This is a genomic window from Candidatus Arsenophonus nilaparvatae (assembly GCF_045346035.1).
In the GTDB taxonomy this organism is placed as follows: domain Bacteria; phylum Pseudomonadota; class Gammaproteobacteria; order Enterobacterales; family Enterobacteriaceae; genus Arsenophonus; species Arsenophonus nilaparvatae.
The window spans coordinates 532,136-545,556 of sequence record NZ_CP158507.1; the positions used below are offsets into that span (position 1 = coordinate 532,136).

Genomic DNA, 13,421 nt, shown 5'->3' on the forward strand with positions numbered 1-13,421 from the left:
TAAAAGCGATTGGCGCACTGTCCTGCGACACTGTCGGCCTGATTCTCAGGGAGATGGTGATGAAAATCCGAAAAAAATTGACTTTGACACCCTTTAAAACCCCGCGTCTCGGCGGTTGGTTGCTCACTGCGGCCGGTTTGTTGCTGGTGATTGGCCTGGTGTCGCCGCAGCAATTGCCGGTGGTCGTCTATAAGCTGGCTTTGATTACCCTGGCAGCGGTGGTCGGTTACTGGCTTGACCGTTCGCTGTTCCCCAAAGCGCGACCCGGTCAATACCTGCACCATGACCACCCGGAGGTAGCACAAGGTCGACATCCGGTGCGCGGCGGCTGCCATCAGGTCTTTGCTGCCGCTCAACTGCGTCGAGCGGTGATTGTGGCGGCGGTGTGTCTGAGTGTGGCGATGGGGTTGTGAGTATGCATTATCACCAACACCCCAATAAACCACCCGGCATGATGCTGTTCTTTTTGCTGATGCTACTGCTGGGTGGTGCCTTTGATGCGAATGCCGCCCATCCCCCGCCCGCAGCACTGCCATACCGGGCTGACCTGATACGCAACGCCCGTCTGGTATGGGGCCTTAATGCGCCAGTGGCGGATTTTGCCGCCCAGATTGACCACGAAAGTGGCTGGCAGCCGGGTATCACCAATACCATTGGGGCGCAGGGGCTGGGGCAGTTTATGCCCACGACCACCGCCTGGATTGGGGCGTTAATGCCAGGGCTGGCGGCCAAAGCACCCCTCAATCCCGGCTGGAGTTTACGTGCGGTGGTGAGTTTCGATCACTGGCTATGGCAACGCGTGTCGGCGGTAAATGCGTGAGCGCATGGCGATGACGCTCTCGGCCTACAACGGCGGCCTGGGCTGGGTACAGCGTGACCGCCGTCTTGCGAAACAGCAGGGGTTCGATGGCAGGCGCTGGTTTGACAGCATTGAGCGGGTGAATGCCGGACGCGGCGCAAGTGCCTGGCGCGAGAATCGCCATTATCCCCGCCGTATTTTAAAAGCCCTGGCACCGCGTTATCTGACCTGGGGAGGGGCAAGCTGTGTTTAGTGCAGTCAGCCTGAAAAGCCTCAGCAGGGTGCTGGTGATGGCGCTGCTGTCGGGCATCTGGTGGCACGGCTACACACAAGGCGCAGCTCGCTCAACCGAACGGTGCGCGGCAACCCTCAGTCAGCTGCGCGAGACGTTTGCCATGCAGGAAAAACAGCGCGCCGAGCAGGCCGCACAAGCCCTAAATGCTTTGCAACAGCGTTTTACCCATCAGGTGAAGGTGGCGCATCAGGCTGAACAGGACTATCTGAATCGTATTGCGCAGCTTCGTGACAAAACCCGACACTTAACCAGGCGGATAGATGACGTTACCCAACACTGGCAGGATGAAAAAGGCCAGGCACATACTGTGGCCTGCGTATTTACTCGTGGCTTCGTGCAGCACTACAACGCCGCCCTCGGGCTGTCAGACGTTGACGGTTCAGTCCCTGCCGCTGCTGCCGGCGGCACTGGCAACACGACCCGGTCAGCTGAGACCCCTGGCGAGCGACACACCCCGAGTCCAGTTACCCAGCGCGATATCCTCGCCAATATCACCGACAACGGGCAACAGTGCCAGGTCTGGCGGGCACAGGTAAATGGATTACTGGATTATATAGAAGGATCACAACCATGACATTACAGGTCGATTTCTGGGTACTGGTGAGCTATCTGTTTGGGCTGGCGGGCTTTCTCGCGGGGCTGGCACGGTGGTTTATCCGGGAGACCGAAAAGCGTCAGACCGAACGGTTTGCGTCACTGGAGCGTCTGATGCGCGAGGCGTCCGATAAAGGGGTACGCCTTGAGCGCGAGGTGCTGGAGTTCAAAGTAGAGGTGCCGGAGCGTTACGTCCGGCGCGACGAATTTATTCATTATCAGCAGGTGGTGGAGTCACGGCTTGACGCGATTTACCAGAAGCTGGAAACGATACAACTGCGTCAGGTGGCAGGAGGATAACGATGATAGAGACCGAACAGGCGCGCCGTGAAGGGTTGCGCTGGGTGTTACTGCAGGTGGTCAACAAGGCGCGGCCCTATCCGGCCAATGACCGGCTGCTGTGGGATGTGGGCCATTCGCTCTACCCGGATATGACCATGCTGGAGCTGCAAAAAGAGTTGCTGTTCCTTGAGGGCTTAAGCCTGGTTCGCCTGACCCGACCGCCCGCACGCTCATGGACCGCCACACTGATGCCGGAAGGGTGAATCTGGTGGAATACGTCACCGACGATATCCCCGGCATTGCCCGCCCGGCCAAATACTGGAGAGAGTGACGATGGCACCGCGCAGTCATATCGAAGTCTTGCCCGTCTCGGTGCGTGAATGGCTCGACCGGGCGCTGACCGAGCGCAATTTCAGTGGCTACCGCGAGCTGGAGACGTTGCTGCGGGATAAAGGGTACAGCATCGGTCGGGCGCAGATTTCCCGCTATGGCCAGAAGGTGCAACGCCGCTTTGCCGCTATTCGTGACGCGACTGAAGCGGCGCGGCAACTGACCAAGGGTGCGCCGGATGACCAGGATACCCGTTCAGAGTCCATTATGGCGTTGGTGCAGACTGAATTACTCAATAGCCTGCTGGAGGCACAAACCATCAAGGAAGAAGCGGGCTCGCCGGTTGAACGGGCTGAACGTTTTGCCCGCATGGCGAAAAATTTGGCCCCGATTATTCATGCCAGCGTCAGTCTGAAAAACTGTAAGGCCAGCTTAAAAAATCAGCGCGGAAATGGCTACGCTGGAGCTGGAAGCAGCGCAGCAAGGCAAAGGACATGTCAGTCTGGAGACCCTGAAGCGGGTGCGTGAAGAAATTTATGGGATTATCACATGAGCAAAAACGTGACACTCTACCCGTATCAGCAACACTGGATGCTGGATCCGGCGCGTTTCAAGATTGGCTGTTTTGCCCGCCAGACCGGTAAGACCTTTACCACCACGCTGGAAATTGTCGATGACTGTCTCAGGGTGGAAGCCCTCGGTGGGTCGGCGCGTTGGGTGATTTTATCGCGCGGCGAGCGCCAGGCCAAAGAGGCGATGGAAGAAGGGGTCAAAAAGCATTGTCAGGCGTACGGTCTGGCCATCCGTGAAATCGAAGGCAGCGTGAAAGGCTCGGGCAGCGAACGTTATACCATGCTAGAGGCGGAGCTACCCGGCGGCTCACGTATTACCGCACTCCCGGCGAACCCCGATACGGCGCGCGGCTTTGCCGCCAATGTGTTTCTCGATGAATTTGCCTTTCATGCTGACAGTCGCAAAATCTGGGCCGCGCTGTTTCCGGTAATATCAAACGGCTACAAGTTGCGTGTCACTTCCACCCCGAATGGCAAGGGCAACAAGTTTTATGAACTGATGACCGACCCGTCGCTGGACAGCGTCTGGTCGCGCCATCGGGTCGACATTTACCAAGCGGTCAAATACGGCCTGCCACGGGATGTGGCCGCCCTCAAACAGGCGCTCAATGATGAAGACGCCTGGGCGCAGGAATTTGAACTGCACTGGCTGGATGAAGCATCAAGCTGGCTTTCCTATGATCTGATTGATGGCGTAGAGCACCCGCAGGCCGGCAAGCCTGAGCACTATCAGGTGGCCCCTGTTTTGTCGGGGTCGATATCGGTCTGCGCCACGACCTGTTTGTGATTTGGGTGATTGAGCAGGTGGGCGATGTGGTTTGGACGCGCGACATCATTACCCGCAAGCGTGCCCCGTTTGCCGAGCAGGATGCACTGCTCGATGGGGTCTTTGCCCACTACCGGGTGCTGCGCTGCTGCATCGACCAGACTGGTCTCGGCGAAAAGCCGGTGGAAGATGCCAAACGCCGTCATGGCAGCACGCGGGTCGAAGGGGTGTTATTCACGCCCAGAAACAAGCTGACGCTGGCGACACGCGGTAAAGAGGTCTTTGAAGACCGGCGCTTGCGACTGCCACAGGGCGATGGCGCGTTACGCGCCGATTTGCATAAACTGAAAAAAGTGATGAGTCCGACTGGCGCGCCGCGTTTTGTGGCCGAGAGCGATGCCGCCGGGCACGCTGACCGTGCCTGGGCGCTGTTTTTAGCGCTTAACGCCGCCGACCAGCCGCACGGCCCGGTGCGCGCTTATTCCTGTTGCCCACGGCAGGCCTCATCCTTGCTGGAGGGATATTGATGATTATCGATAAAAAAGCGTTGTTCAGTGACATTGCTACCCGTGCCCGCAGTCCGGCGGGCCTGGGGCAACTGTTTGGCCATTTACCCAATCCCGACCCGATATTACGCGCCAGAGGCCAGGCGATTAGCGTCTACCGCCAGTTACGCGCTGAGCCGTTGGTGGGTAGCAGTATCCGGCGGCGCAAATCGGCGGTCAAATGCCTGGAGCGCGGACTGGATGCAGGGCAAGCGCCCGCCCATGTGCTGCGCTTTATTGAACAGACCCTGGCGCAGTGGGACATGAACCGCATCATCGGTGAACTGCTGGAGGCGGCCTTTTTTGGCTATCAACCCGCCGAACTGAGCTGGGCAAAAGACGGTCGCCATCTGGTGGTCACCGATGTGGTGGGCAAGCCACCGGAGTGGTTTACCTTTGATACCGAGAATCGCCTGCGCTTTCAGGCACCGCAGTCCGGCCTGGCGGGCGAGTTATTACCGCCGCGCAAATTTGTGGTGGCGACACAAGACGCCACCTTTGATAACCCCTACGGGTTTGCGGATTTGTCGCTGTGCTTCTGGCCGGTGACGTTCAAGAAAGCCGGCTGGTCGTTCTGGATGCGCTTTAGTGAGAAGTACGGCACCCCCTGGGTAGTGGGGTATCATCCGCGTAGCCAGGACCAGGCGCATATCAGCCCGCTGCTGCACTCCCTCGAGCAGATGGTGCAGGATGCGGTGGCGGTTATCCCGGATGACAGCAGCATTGAATTCAAGGAGCCCGCCACCAAAGGCGCGTCGAGCCGTCTGTATAAAGACCTGATTGAGATGGCTCGCAGCGAAATCACCATTGCGCTGCTGGGCCAGAACCAGACTACCGAAGCCGAAACCAATCACGCTTCCGCCCAGGCCGGGCTGGAAGTGGCCGCCGATATCCGCGATGGCGATGCGGTGATGGTAATGAGTGCGGTAAACCAGATACTCCGCTGGCTGGTTGAGCTGAACTTTGGTGATGTGCCCGCGCCCGTGTGGCGACTGTGGGAGCAGGAGACCATCGATGAGGTGCAGGCCAAGCGTGACCTGAGTCTGGCGCAAACCGCCGGCTTTTTCAGCGCGCAATACTATCAGCGTGAATATGGCTTGCAACCGGGGGATTTGCTGATGGAAAGCGAGCCAAAAGCCACTGCTCCCTCCGCACCCGCGCTGACCTTTGCTGAGGAACAAACCAAGACCGCGTCTGATGCCCAGGCACAGCTTGACCGGGCACTGGACAGCCTGATGAAAAACGGCACGCTGGACAACACCCTGCAACCGCTGCTCATCCCGTTATTTGACGCGGTAAAATCGGGTATTTCCCCCGGCGAACTGAGGGGAAAACTGGCCGCACTTTACCCCGAGATGCAGGCGGACGCCCTCCAGGAAACCCTGGCCCGGGTGATGTTTGTTGCCAACGTCTGGGGGAGGTTACATGCCAACACTCAATGATAACGAACTGACGGCACTGTTTAGCCTGCCGCCCAAACGGGCGATAGCCTACTTAAAAGCGAAAGGCTTTACCTTTTCCTGGGATTGGCAGGACGTCTGGCAAGCCGCCCATGCGCAGAGCGCGACGGTGGCCAAGGTGACACAACTGGATATTCTGCAGGACATTTATCAGGCGCTGGAAACCACTCTGGCGGAAGGCAAAACCGGCCAGTGGTTTGCCCGTGAATTGACCCCAACACTGCAGGCCAAGGGATGGTGGGGGGAACAGGCAAACACCGACCCGGTGAGCGGGGAGCCGGTGACGGTGCAATTAGGCAGTCCGCAGCGACTGGAGACCATTTACCGCACCAATCTGACTACCCTGTACAACGCCGGGCGCTGGGCAGAAATGCGGGAGAATGTTGCGGCGCGTCCCTACTGGATGTATGTGGCAATACGCGATAACCGCACCCGCAAAAGCCACCTGGCACTGCATGGCCGGGTGTTTTCTGCCGATGACCCGGTATGGCGTGCACTCTACCCGCCCAATGGCTGGCGCTGTCGCTGCAGCGTGATTGCACTGTCTGAACGGGACATCAAAGCGCGAGGACTCACGGTGGAAACGTCCGGCGACCGCCTGCGCTGGTCGTTGCAGGTGGTCTCGCGCAAAACCGGCGAAATGCAGCCGGTGGCCCAGCTGACACTCGACAATCATACGGTGTTTTCCCCGGATATCGGCTGGTCGTATAACCCCGGTGAAGGGTATCGACCGGACTTAACCCGCTATCAGGGGCCGTTACACGCCGTCGCTAGCAAAGCACTCGGAGGCACTCAATGAAACCCACCCTCCTGTCGGTTGAGATAACCGATAACGACCTGAAACAGGCGCTGAAGCAACTGGAGAACGCCGCTTATGACCTGACGCCACTGATGCGCCGCTGGTCTGAAACGCTGAAAACGGCTACCGACCTTAATTTTGAAGAACAGGGCGGCCACGCTGGCAACCGTCGGTCGCAGCACTCGCCCGCCAGGGCATGACGCTCTCACGTGACGGGTATTTGCGCCGCAGCGTAACGCCGGAATATGATGCGCATCAGGCCAGGGTCGGCACCCATCGCGTTTATGCCCGACTTCATCAATTGGGTGGGAAAGCGGGGCGCGGTGGGTCAGTGACGCTGCCGCCGCGCCCTTACCTGCCGGTATCCGAGGCGGGACAGCTACAGGCTGAAGTCAAACGCCAGCTGCTCGATGAAGTGATTGATTATTTGCAACAGGCTAGCCTCCGCTAAGCGCTGCTTGACGCGTTCGGGTGCTTAAAGGATACAACGCGATACCCGAGCGCGTTTCCGCCCTTTATAAAGCTTTATAAACCCCTTCCTGACGCGGTTATTTCTGATAGCCGCCTCGTCATTCATTTGTCTTCAAAAAAGACGCAAATGAAAATCTTTAAAGCCCTTTAAAAGGGAAATCAGACAACCCGACATAGACTGTTGGCATGATAGTCAATGGAGGTGCCATGAAACCCTGCATATTCTCAAGCCAGGCCACTATATTACCGGAGCCGGTGACCGCGTGACATTTAGTGAAAACGATTTGCATGTCTGTGCGAATGCCTATGATCCGGCTTTGCATGAAGCGCCAATAGTGATCGGTCATCCGACGACCAATGCACCCGCTTATGGCTGGATCAAACGGCTGTCGGCGCAAGGACGCTCACTGATAGCCGAACCCCAGCAACTGGAGCCGACATTTAGCGAATCCGTGGTCAGTGGGCGTTACAAAAAAATCTCAGCCGCCTTTTATGCGCCGGATTCCCCCCATAATCCGGTGCCCGGTATTTACTATTTGCAACACGTCGGTTTCCTGGCGCCCAGCCGCCGGCGGTCAAGGGCCTTAAGCCGGTGACCTTTAGTGAAGGCGAAGAAGGGGTCGTCGTGTTGAGTGAAGACATGCAGTGCGATCACGATCCGCTGTTTACCCGCTTACGGGCGTTCCTTAGTCACTATTTGCGCACCCAGCCTGACACGCCCCGCTTAACCACCGCGACCAGCACCTTTTCTGAGCCGAGGCTCATCACGCCACCCCTGACAACGGAGAACCTTACCGTGGAAAAAAATGGAGCCGAAAATCAACGGCTGCAAGCCGAGAACGCCGCCTTAAAGCAACAGATTAGCGCCCATCAGGCTGAAAAGGCCGCGCAGGCCGCCAACGTCGCCCACGAGGTCAATGTGGCATTTGCCGAAAGTCTGATTAATGAAGCACGCCTGGCCCCTGCCGGACAAGCGGTGATGGTGGCGTTACTGGATGCGCTGTCTGGCAAAGAGCAGGCGTTGACCTTCAGTGAGGGCAGCAAAACGCAACCACTGGTTGATGCCGTCAAGTCTCTGTTTACCAGCGCTACCCCGCTGGTTGATTTTAGTCAGCGGGCGGTGCCGGGAAGAGGCAACACGCCGCAAAACAGTCTGACCTTTAGTGAGCGGGCATCCGATCCGGATACGCTGCATCAACAGGCCATGGCGCTTAAGGCGCGTGAGTCCATCCCTTACGAAGCGGCGGTGAAGCGCTGCCTGTCAGGAGAGTCCTATGTCTGATTATTTAAAAGCAAACGGGCCAACGACCCGGTGCTGACCCACATTGCCGCTGAATACCGCAATGCCAGCCTGATTGGGGAAAAGCTGTTTCCTCTCGTCAGGGTAGAAAAGGAAGGGTTAAGGTGCCGACCTTTGGTAAAGGACGGCTGGCGCTGTATGAAACCAAACGCGCGGTCGGGGCCAACAGCAATATTCTGTTAAGAGAGAAACAGGCGTTCACCGATATCGTGCTCGATGAGCATGATTTGGCGGTGCCGGTCGATTACCGCGAACAGGCGGAATCGATGTTCAATGAAGAAATCAAGGCGATTAAACGCGCCACCGACGGTATTTTGCTGCGCCGTGAGCAGTATGTCGCCGAGCTGGCCCAATCGGCGTCGGTCTATGCCAGCAACGCCACCAAAGCCTTGACGGGCGAGGCCGCCTGGAACAAGAAAAATGGCGATCCACTGAAAGAGATTGAAGCCGGGATGGAAGTGGTCCGGGCCAATATCGGCCTGCGCCCCAACGTCATTACCATGGGGGCGAGCGTGATGGCACTGTTGCGCTTCCATAAGGTGCTGCAAGACGCGCTGGGCGGCAATGAACGCAAGCGTATTACCACCGAGATTTTAAAAGATTTATTCCAGGTGGATGAGGTGCTGATTGGCGCACCCGTTCAGCTGGCGAAAGACGGTAAAAGCACCACCGACCTGTGGAAAGACAACCTGATGCTGCATGTCGTCAATTTTCCGTCAGTAGGCAGTGATAGCGCCGATGAGCATATGCCTTCCTTTGGCTATACCTTCCGCCGGCAGGGATGCCGCTGGCCGACCGCTTTGACAGTGTTGGCGGCAAGGTGGTCAATATCCGCTATACCGATATTTACAAGGTAGCGGTGGTGGGCAGTGAAGCCGGTTATCTGATTAGCGGCATTAAAGGAGCGTAAAAGATGGTGACACAACAGGTGGTACTCACCACCACCGTCGTGGCGGTGGAAGATTTAACCGCCCATCGTCTGGTGGGCATAACGGCAAAACCCTTTAAGGGCACCGGGACGGAACTCGGTGTCGCCGAGGTCTCCGGTAAAAAAGGCGACAGCGTACCGATTAATGTGCTGGGCATCATGGCGGTAGAGGCCGGCGCCGCGATTAGCGCGGGCGAGCTGCTCAAGGCCGACAGTGAAGGCCGGGTGGTATCGGAAAGTGCATTAACCGGTGGCGGGCTGCCCGCTTCAACGGTGGGGGTGGCTCTGGATGCGGCCACTGCCGCGGGTGAAATTATCCGCATGGTCAGAGGTATCTGATGGCCTACTGCACGTTGGAGGATATCGGGCAATTGCTCTCCCGTCATACGCTGGTTCAGCTGACGCAGGATGTCTCAGGCGAAGCGCTGATGGGTGGCCTGCCCAATGTGATTAACGACAAGGTGCTGAACGATGCCATTCGCTATGCCGATGAGCTGATTGATGCCCATCTGCGCGGTCGTTATGTATTGCCACTGGAAACCGTTCCCACGGTACTGCGCGATATGGCGGTCAATCTGGTCAGCCATCGATTGTACCTGCGTCGTCCCGAAGGCCAATTGCCGGAAGCCATAAAAGAGGTTTATCGAGGCAGCTTAAAAATGCTGGAAGCCTTGCGCGACGGAAAATTGACGTTAGGTATCGCCGCCAGTGGTCAGGTGCTCTCCGAGCCGGGGGCTTTTCATGTTTATGCCCGTCCGGCGCGCTTTAGCGGCCCCGGCGGCTTACTGGAGGACTTTGAATGACGCTCGATATCATGCGCGCCCTCCTGGGCCTGCTGACAAAACGCTTACCGCAGCTGGAGGTCACCTTCTTCCCTGAGCAGCCGGAACGCTTTCATCTTAACCATCCACTCGGTGCGGTGCTGCTCAGTTTTGCCCGCTCACGTTTTGGCGACATTGAGGATGTGGGCATGGTATTCCAGCCGCGGGTGCTGCATTTCACGCTGACCCTGGTGATGCGCCAGCTTAACGGTAACGACGGGGCGATTGCCACCCTCGATACCCTGCGTCAGGCCGTGGGGCTTTATGCCGCCGGACTGTCGCCGCCCGCTGTGGTTGATTGATGAGGTCTTTTGGGGCAATCCGAGGGTTTATGGCAATACGCGCTGACGGTGGCGACCGAAACCTGGTTTGTGCAGGACGCCCCGCAGGAGGCCTTACCGCGTACCCGGGAAGATATCATGAAGACAGAGAATAACGAGGTGGCTTATGGCGAAGTTTCGCTACAACGGTGAGTCCCCGAATGGGGCGGCCCTGCGTTTGGCTGATGGCCGTACCCAGGATGTGATGTTTTATCCCGGTCAGGTGGTCGATGTGCCGGTCGATCATCCGTTTATTGTCTCGCTGGAAGCGCAGGGCTATCTGACCTTCCTGGGCTTTGATTATCCCGATACGCCCGTTGAACCGCCAAAACCGTTGACTGATTTTGAACAACGATCACAACAGGCCCAGCAGCCGACTGGCAAACCGGCCCGTTATCGTTATGACGGCGAACAGATGGGCGGTGCTTCGTTACGTTTACCGGATGGCCGCATCCTGGATGTGATGTTCTGGCCGGGTCAGGAAGTGACCCTGCCGATGGATAACGATTATGTGCTGGGGCTGGAAGCCCAGGGCTATTTAACCTTTCTGGGTCAGGAAGCAGCAACCCCCGTCGACCCCATCATGACGGCACCGTTGGCACAGGCAATCACCTCATCGGGCGACACCGTGGCGCTTCCCGCTGATGAGGCCCGGCCCGTCGAAGCGCCGGTCAGCACAGCGTTAGTGATGCCCGCCAGAAAACGCGGCAAAGGGCCATTAGACACAAAAAGTAACGAGGTCACCCCATGAGTAGAGAACACCATCACGGCGTTGATACGCTGGAAATTGAACGCGGGACTCGTCCGGTCAAAACGGGAGAATCGTCCGTGATTGGCCTGGTCGGTACCGCGCCCACAGGCCCGGTCAATACCCTGACCCTGTGTACATCGGAAAAGGATGCCGCGCAGTTTGGCGATGAGCGAAGTGGATTTACCCTGCCGCAAGCCTTGCGCGCTATCTATGACCACGGTGTCGGGACGGTTCTGGTGGTCAATGTGTTTGATCCCAAAAGCCATCAGAAAACGATAACCGCAGAAAGTGTCACCTTCGATAGCACGCACCACAGTGCCACACTGAGCCAGTTACCCGTGGGTGATATGGTGGTGAAAAGCGCCGATGGGCAGACCCTCTATCAGGTAGCGACCGACTATACCGTGGCCGCCGCAACCGGCAAAGTCATCCGTGTCACCACCGGCGGTATTGCCCAGGGGGCCACCGTCAGTGTCACCTATAATACGCCGGATGTCTCAAAAATCACCGCTGCTGACATTCTGGGCACCACCAATGCCGCCGACCAGCGTACCGGTATGAAAGCGTTGGAAAATGCCGACAGCCTGTTTGGTTTTCGCCCGAAGCTGCTGATTGCGTCCGGCTTCTCGCACCAAAATGCGGTGGCCACCGCTATGATAGCCCTGGCACACCAATGTGAAGCCATCGCCTATATTGATGCTCCGGCGGGGACGACGTTTGCCCAGGCCATCGCTGGACGGGGGCCACAAGGCACGATTAATTTTAATACCGCCTCTGATCGGGTGCGCCTGTGTTATCCGCAGGTCAAGGTCTATGACAAGGCAACAAACCAGACTCGCCTGGAGCCGCTGTCGGCACGCGCGGCGGGTCTGCGGGCCAAAGTTGACCGTGAAAAAGGGTTCTGGTGGTCGTCTTCCAATCAGGCGCTGATGGGCATTGTGGGGATTGAGCGCCTGTTAAGTGCGCGTATTGACGATGCCAATAGCGAGGTCAATCTGCTTAACCAGAACGGCATTACCACGGTATTTAACAGTTTTGGTAGCGGATTACGCCTGTGGGGCAACCGCACGGCGGCCTGGCCGACCGTGACGCATCTGAAGAATTTTGAAAATGTGCGGCGCACCGGGGACATGATTAATGAGTCTATCCGCCATTTCAGTCTGCAATATATTGATCGCCCCATTAATCAGGGGCTGATTGATGCGCTGACCGAATCGGTCAATGGCTATGGCAGGAGGTTGATTGCCGATGGGGCGCTGCTGGGCTTTCACTGCTGGTATGACCCGGCGAACAACACCAAGGATGCGCTCAGTCTGGGGCAGTTGAAACTGAATTACAAATACACCCCGCCGCCACCCATGGAGCATCTGACCTTTGAAACAGAAATCACCGATGACTATCTGACGATACTGAAAAGCAAGGTCTCATCATGATAACCAGACAGCAAAAACAGAAGAAGGAGCGCGTCATGGCGGGTAATGCACTGCATTTTATGACCAATGCCAATGTCTATCTGGACGGCAATAGTCTGATAGGTCGGGCAAAAGAAATCAAACTACCGGAAATCAACGTGGTGCAGCAGGAGCATCAGGCGCTGGGGATGATAGGCAAAATTCAGTTACCGGCGGGGTTTGACAAGCTGGAAGGGGAAATTCACTGGACCAGTCTGTATGAAGAGGTGGCCCTGCGTACCGCCAATCCCTTCAAGGCGTATCCACTGCAATGTCGCGGCAGCCTGCAGCGCTATAACCCGGCACAGGGTCGCCAGGATGAACTGCCGGTGGCGGTGTTTATGACGGTGATGTTCAGCAAAAATAGTCTGGGCAGCTTCAAGCAGCACGAGGTGCCGGAGATGAGCAGTAGTTTTACCTGCAGCTATATCAAGCAGGTGATGGATGGCCAGGTGCTGCTGGAGCTGGATGTGATCGCCAATATTTTTAAAATCAACGGTGAAGATATGCTCACCGATTATCGCGCCAATCTGGGTGCTTAACCTGACAATCCGAGGAGTGATGATGACAGATTGTATTCATTATCGTTTGCAATACCCTTATACCCTGGGCAGTGGTGAAAGGCTAACCCAGGTCAGCTTAAACCGGCTCAAGGTCAGTGACATCAAGGCGGTACGTCGCTTAAGTGAAAACGTCAATGACTGGGACAGCCTGTTGATTGCCCGCATGACCGGCCTGATACCGGAAGATATCGACAATATGGATTTGGTAGATTATCAACAGTTGCAAGGCCACTTTCGTCAGTTTGCGGGGCTGGATGCACTCGCCGAAGGCACTGCGTCAGGCACAGGCGCTGTTGGCGAGATGGTTCCGCTGGCAGCCGAGTGAGCTGGATGCGCTGACGGTGATGGAGTTTGAGGACTATTTACAGGAAGCG

19 protein-coding genes and 3 pseudogenes are annotated in these 13,421 nt (G+C 57.2%); all 22 read left to right on the top strand.

Annotation, left to right across the window (positions count from 1 at the left end):
• Positions 1–59 precede the first annotated feature (59 nt).
• The 22 genes and pseudogenes from WH390_RS02645 to WH390_RS02750 all read left to right on the top strand — a co-directional run bounded on the left by WH390_RS02645 (position 60) and on the right by WH390_RS02750 (position 13,372).
• The gene (locus WH390_RS02645; RefSeq protein WP_032116672.1) at positions 60–413 is read left to right on the top strand and encodes a putative holin; all 354 of its coding nucleotides are present in this window, start codon (positions 60–62) and stop codon (positions 411–413) included.
• 2 nt (positions 414–415) lie between these two features.
• A pseudogene (locus WH390_RS02650) lies at positions 416–1,052 on the top strand (transglycosylase SLT domain-containing protein).
• Positions 1,045–1,668 carry a hypothetical protein gene (locus WH390_RS02655; RefSeq protein ID WP_032116671.1) on the top strand — a complete coding sequence of 208 codons (624 nt, stop codon included), beginning with the start codon at positions 1,045–1,047 and terminating at the stop codon, positions 1,666–1,668. The pseudogene WH390_RS02650 and the gene WH390_RS02655 overlap by 8 nt, the downstream one beginning before the upstream one ends.
• Complete coding sequence (locus tag WH390_RS02660) at positions 1,665–1,988, top strand: hypothetical protein (RefSeq protein WP_032116670.1); 324 nt, start codon at positions 1,665–1,667, stop codon at positions 1,986–1,988. The genes WH390_RS02655 and WH390_RS02660 overlap by 4 nt, the downstream gene beginning before the upstream one ends.
• A gap of 2 nt (positions 1,989–1,990) precedes the next feature.
• Positions 1,991–2,233: a hypothetical protein gene (locus WH390_RS02665; RefSeq protein ID WP_406850663.1), complete on the top strand. Its 243-nt coding sequence runs from the start codon at positions 1,991–1,993 to the stop codon at positions 2,231–2,233.
• A gap of 70 nt (positions 2,234–2,303) precedes the next feature.
• Entirely contained in the window at positions 2,304–2,828 is a 525-nt protein-coding gene (locus WH390_RS02670; protein ID WP_406850664.1) for a phage protein Gp27 family protein, read from the top strand.
• A gap of 21 nt (positions 2,829–2,849) precedes the next feature.
• Positions 2,850–3,659: a terminase large subunit domain-containing protein gene (locus WH390_RS02675; RefSeq protein WP_406850665.1), complete on the top strand. Its 810-nt coding sequence runs from the start codon at positions 2,850–2,852 to the stop codon at positions 3,657–3,659.
• A gap of 5 nt (positions 3,660–3,664) precedes the next feature.
• Positions 3,665–4,165, top strand: coding sequence for a hypothetical protein (locus WH390_RS02680; RefSeq protein ID WP_406850666.1), 501 nt, complete (start codon positions 3,665–3,667; stop codon positions 4,163–4,165).
• On the top strand, positions 4,165–5,625 hold the full coding sequence (locus tag WH390_RS02685; protein ID WP_406850620.1) for a DUF935 domain-containing protein: 1,461 nt from the start codon (positions 4,165–4,167) through the stop codon (positions 5,623–5,625). The genes WH390_RS02680 and WH390_RS02685 overlap by 1 nt, the downstream gene beginning before the upstream one ends.
• Complete coding sequence (locus WH390_RS02690) at positions 5,609–6,442, top strand: phage minor head protein (RefSeq protein WP_052044999.1); 834 nt, start codon at positions 5,609–5,611, stop codon at positions 6,440–6,442. The genes WH390_RS02685 and WH390_RS02690 overlap by 17 nt, the downstream gene beginning before the upstream one ends.
• Positions 6,439–6,642: a hypothetical protein gene (locus WH390_RS02695; protein ID WP_406850667.1), complete on the top strand. Its 204-nt coding sequence runs from the start codon at positions 6,439–6,441 to the stop codon at positions 6,640–6,642. Before WH390_RS02690 ends, WH390_RS02695 begins: the two co-directional genes overlap by 4 nt.
• Positions 6,639–6,893: a phage virion morphogenesis protein gene (locus tag WH390_RS02700; RefSeq protein WP_406850668.1), complete on the top strand. Its 255-nt coding sequence runs from the start codon at positions 6,639–6,641 to the stop codon at positions 6,891–6,893. The genes WH390_RS02695 and WH390_RS02700 overlap by 4 nt, the downstream gene beginning before the upstream one ends.
• Before the next feature lie 283 nt (positions 6,894–7,176).
• The gene (locus WH390_RS02705) at positions 7,177–7,509 is read left to right on the top strand and encodes a hypothetical protein (RefSeq protein WP_406850669.1); all 333 of its coding nucleotides are present in this window, start codon (positions 7,177–7,179) and stop codon (positions 7,507–7,509) included.
• Positions 7,506–8,195 carry a hypothetical protein gene (locus WH390_RS02710; protein WP_406850670.1) on the top strand — a complete coding sequence of 230 codons (690 nt, stop codon included), beginning with the start codon at positions 7,506–7,508 and terminating at the stop codon, positions 8,193–8,195. Before WH390_RS02705 ends, WH390_RS02710 begins: the two co-directional genes overlap by 4 nt.
• Positions 8,188–9,123: pseudogene (locus tag WH390_RS02715) on the top strand (hypothetical protein). The gene WH390_RS02710 and the pseudogene WH390_RS02715 overlap by 8 nt, the downstream one beginning before the upstream one ends.
• Before the next feature lie 3 nt (positions 9,124–9,126).
• Complete coding sequence (locus tag WH390_RS02720; protein WP_032116663.1) at positions 9,127–9,480, top strand: capsid cement protein; 354 nt, start codon at positions 9,127–9,129, stop codon at positions 9,478–9,480.
• Positions 9,480–9,944 carry a DUF1320 domain-containing protein gene (locus WH390_RS02725; protein WP_406850671.1) on the top strand — a complete coding sequence of 155 codons (465 nt, stop codon included), beginning with the start codon at positions 9,480–9,482 and terminating at the stop codon, positions 9,942–9,944. The genes WH390_RS02720 and WH390_RS02725 overlap by 1 nt, the downstream gene beginning before the upstream one ends.
• 11 nt (positions 9,945–9,955) lie before the next feature.
• Positions 9,956–10,435: pseudogene (locus tag WH390_RS02730) on the top strand (Gp37 family protein).
• Positions 10,410–11,033 carry a hypothetical protein gene (locus tag WH390_RS02735; RefSeq protein ID WP_032116660.1) on the top strand — a complete coding sequence of 208 codons (624 nt, stop codon included), beginning with the start codon at positions 10,410–10,412 and terminating at the stop codon, positions 11,031–11,033. The pseudogene WH390_RS02730 and the gene WH390_RS02735 overlap by 26 nt, the downstream one beginning before the upstream one ends.
• Positions 11,030–12,466, top strand: a complete 1,437-nt coding sequence (locus WH390_RS02740) for a phage tail sheath subtilisin-like domain-containing protein (protein ID WP_406850672.1) — start codon at positions 11,030–11,032, stop codon at positions 12,464–12,466. Before WH390_RS02735 ends, WH390_RS02740 begins: the two co-directional genes overlap by 4 nt.
• A gap of 35 nt (positions 12,467–12,501) precedes the next feature.
• Positions 12,502–13,026: a phage major tail tube protein gene (locus tag WH390_RS02745; protein ID WP_032116658.1), complete on the top strand. Its 525-nt coding sequence runs from the start codon at positions 12,502–12,504 to the stop codon at positions 13,024–13,026.
• 22 nt (positions 13,027–13,048) lie between these two features.
• Positions 13,049–13,372 (top strand): phage tail assembly protein, encoded by a 324-nt coding sequence (locus WH390_RS02750; RefSeq protein WP_406850618.1) that lies wholly within the window; start codon positions 13,049–13,051, stop codon positions 13,370–13,372.
• The last annotated feature ends 49 nt before the right edge of the window (positions 13,373–13,421 follow it).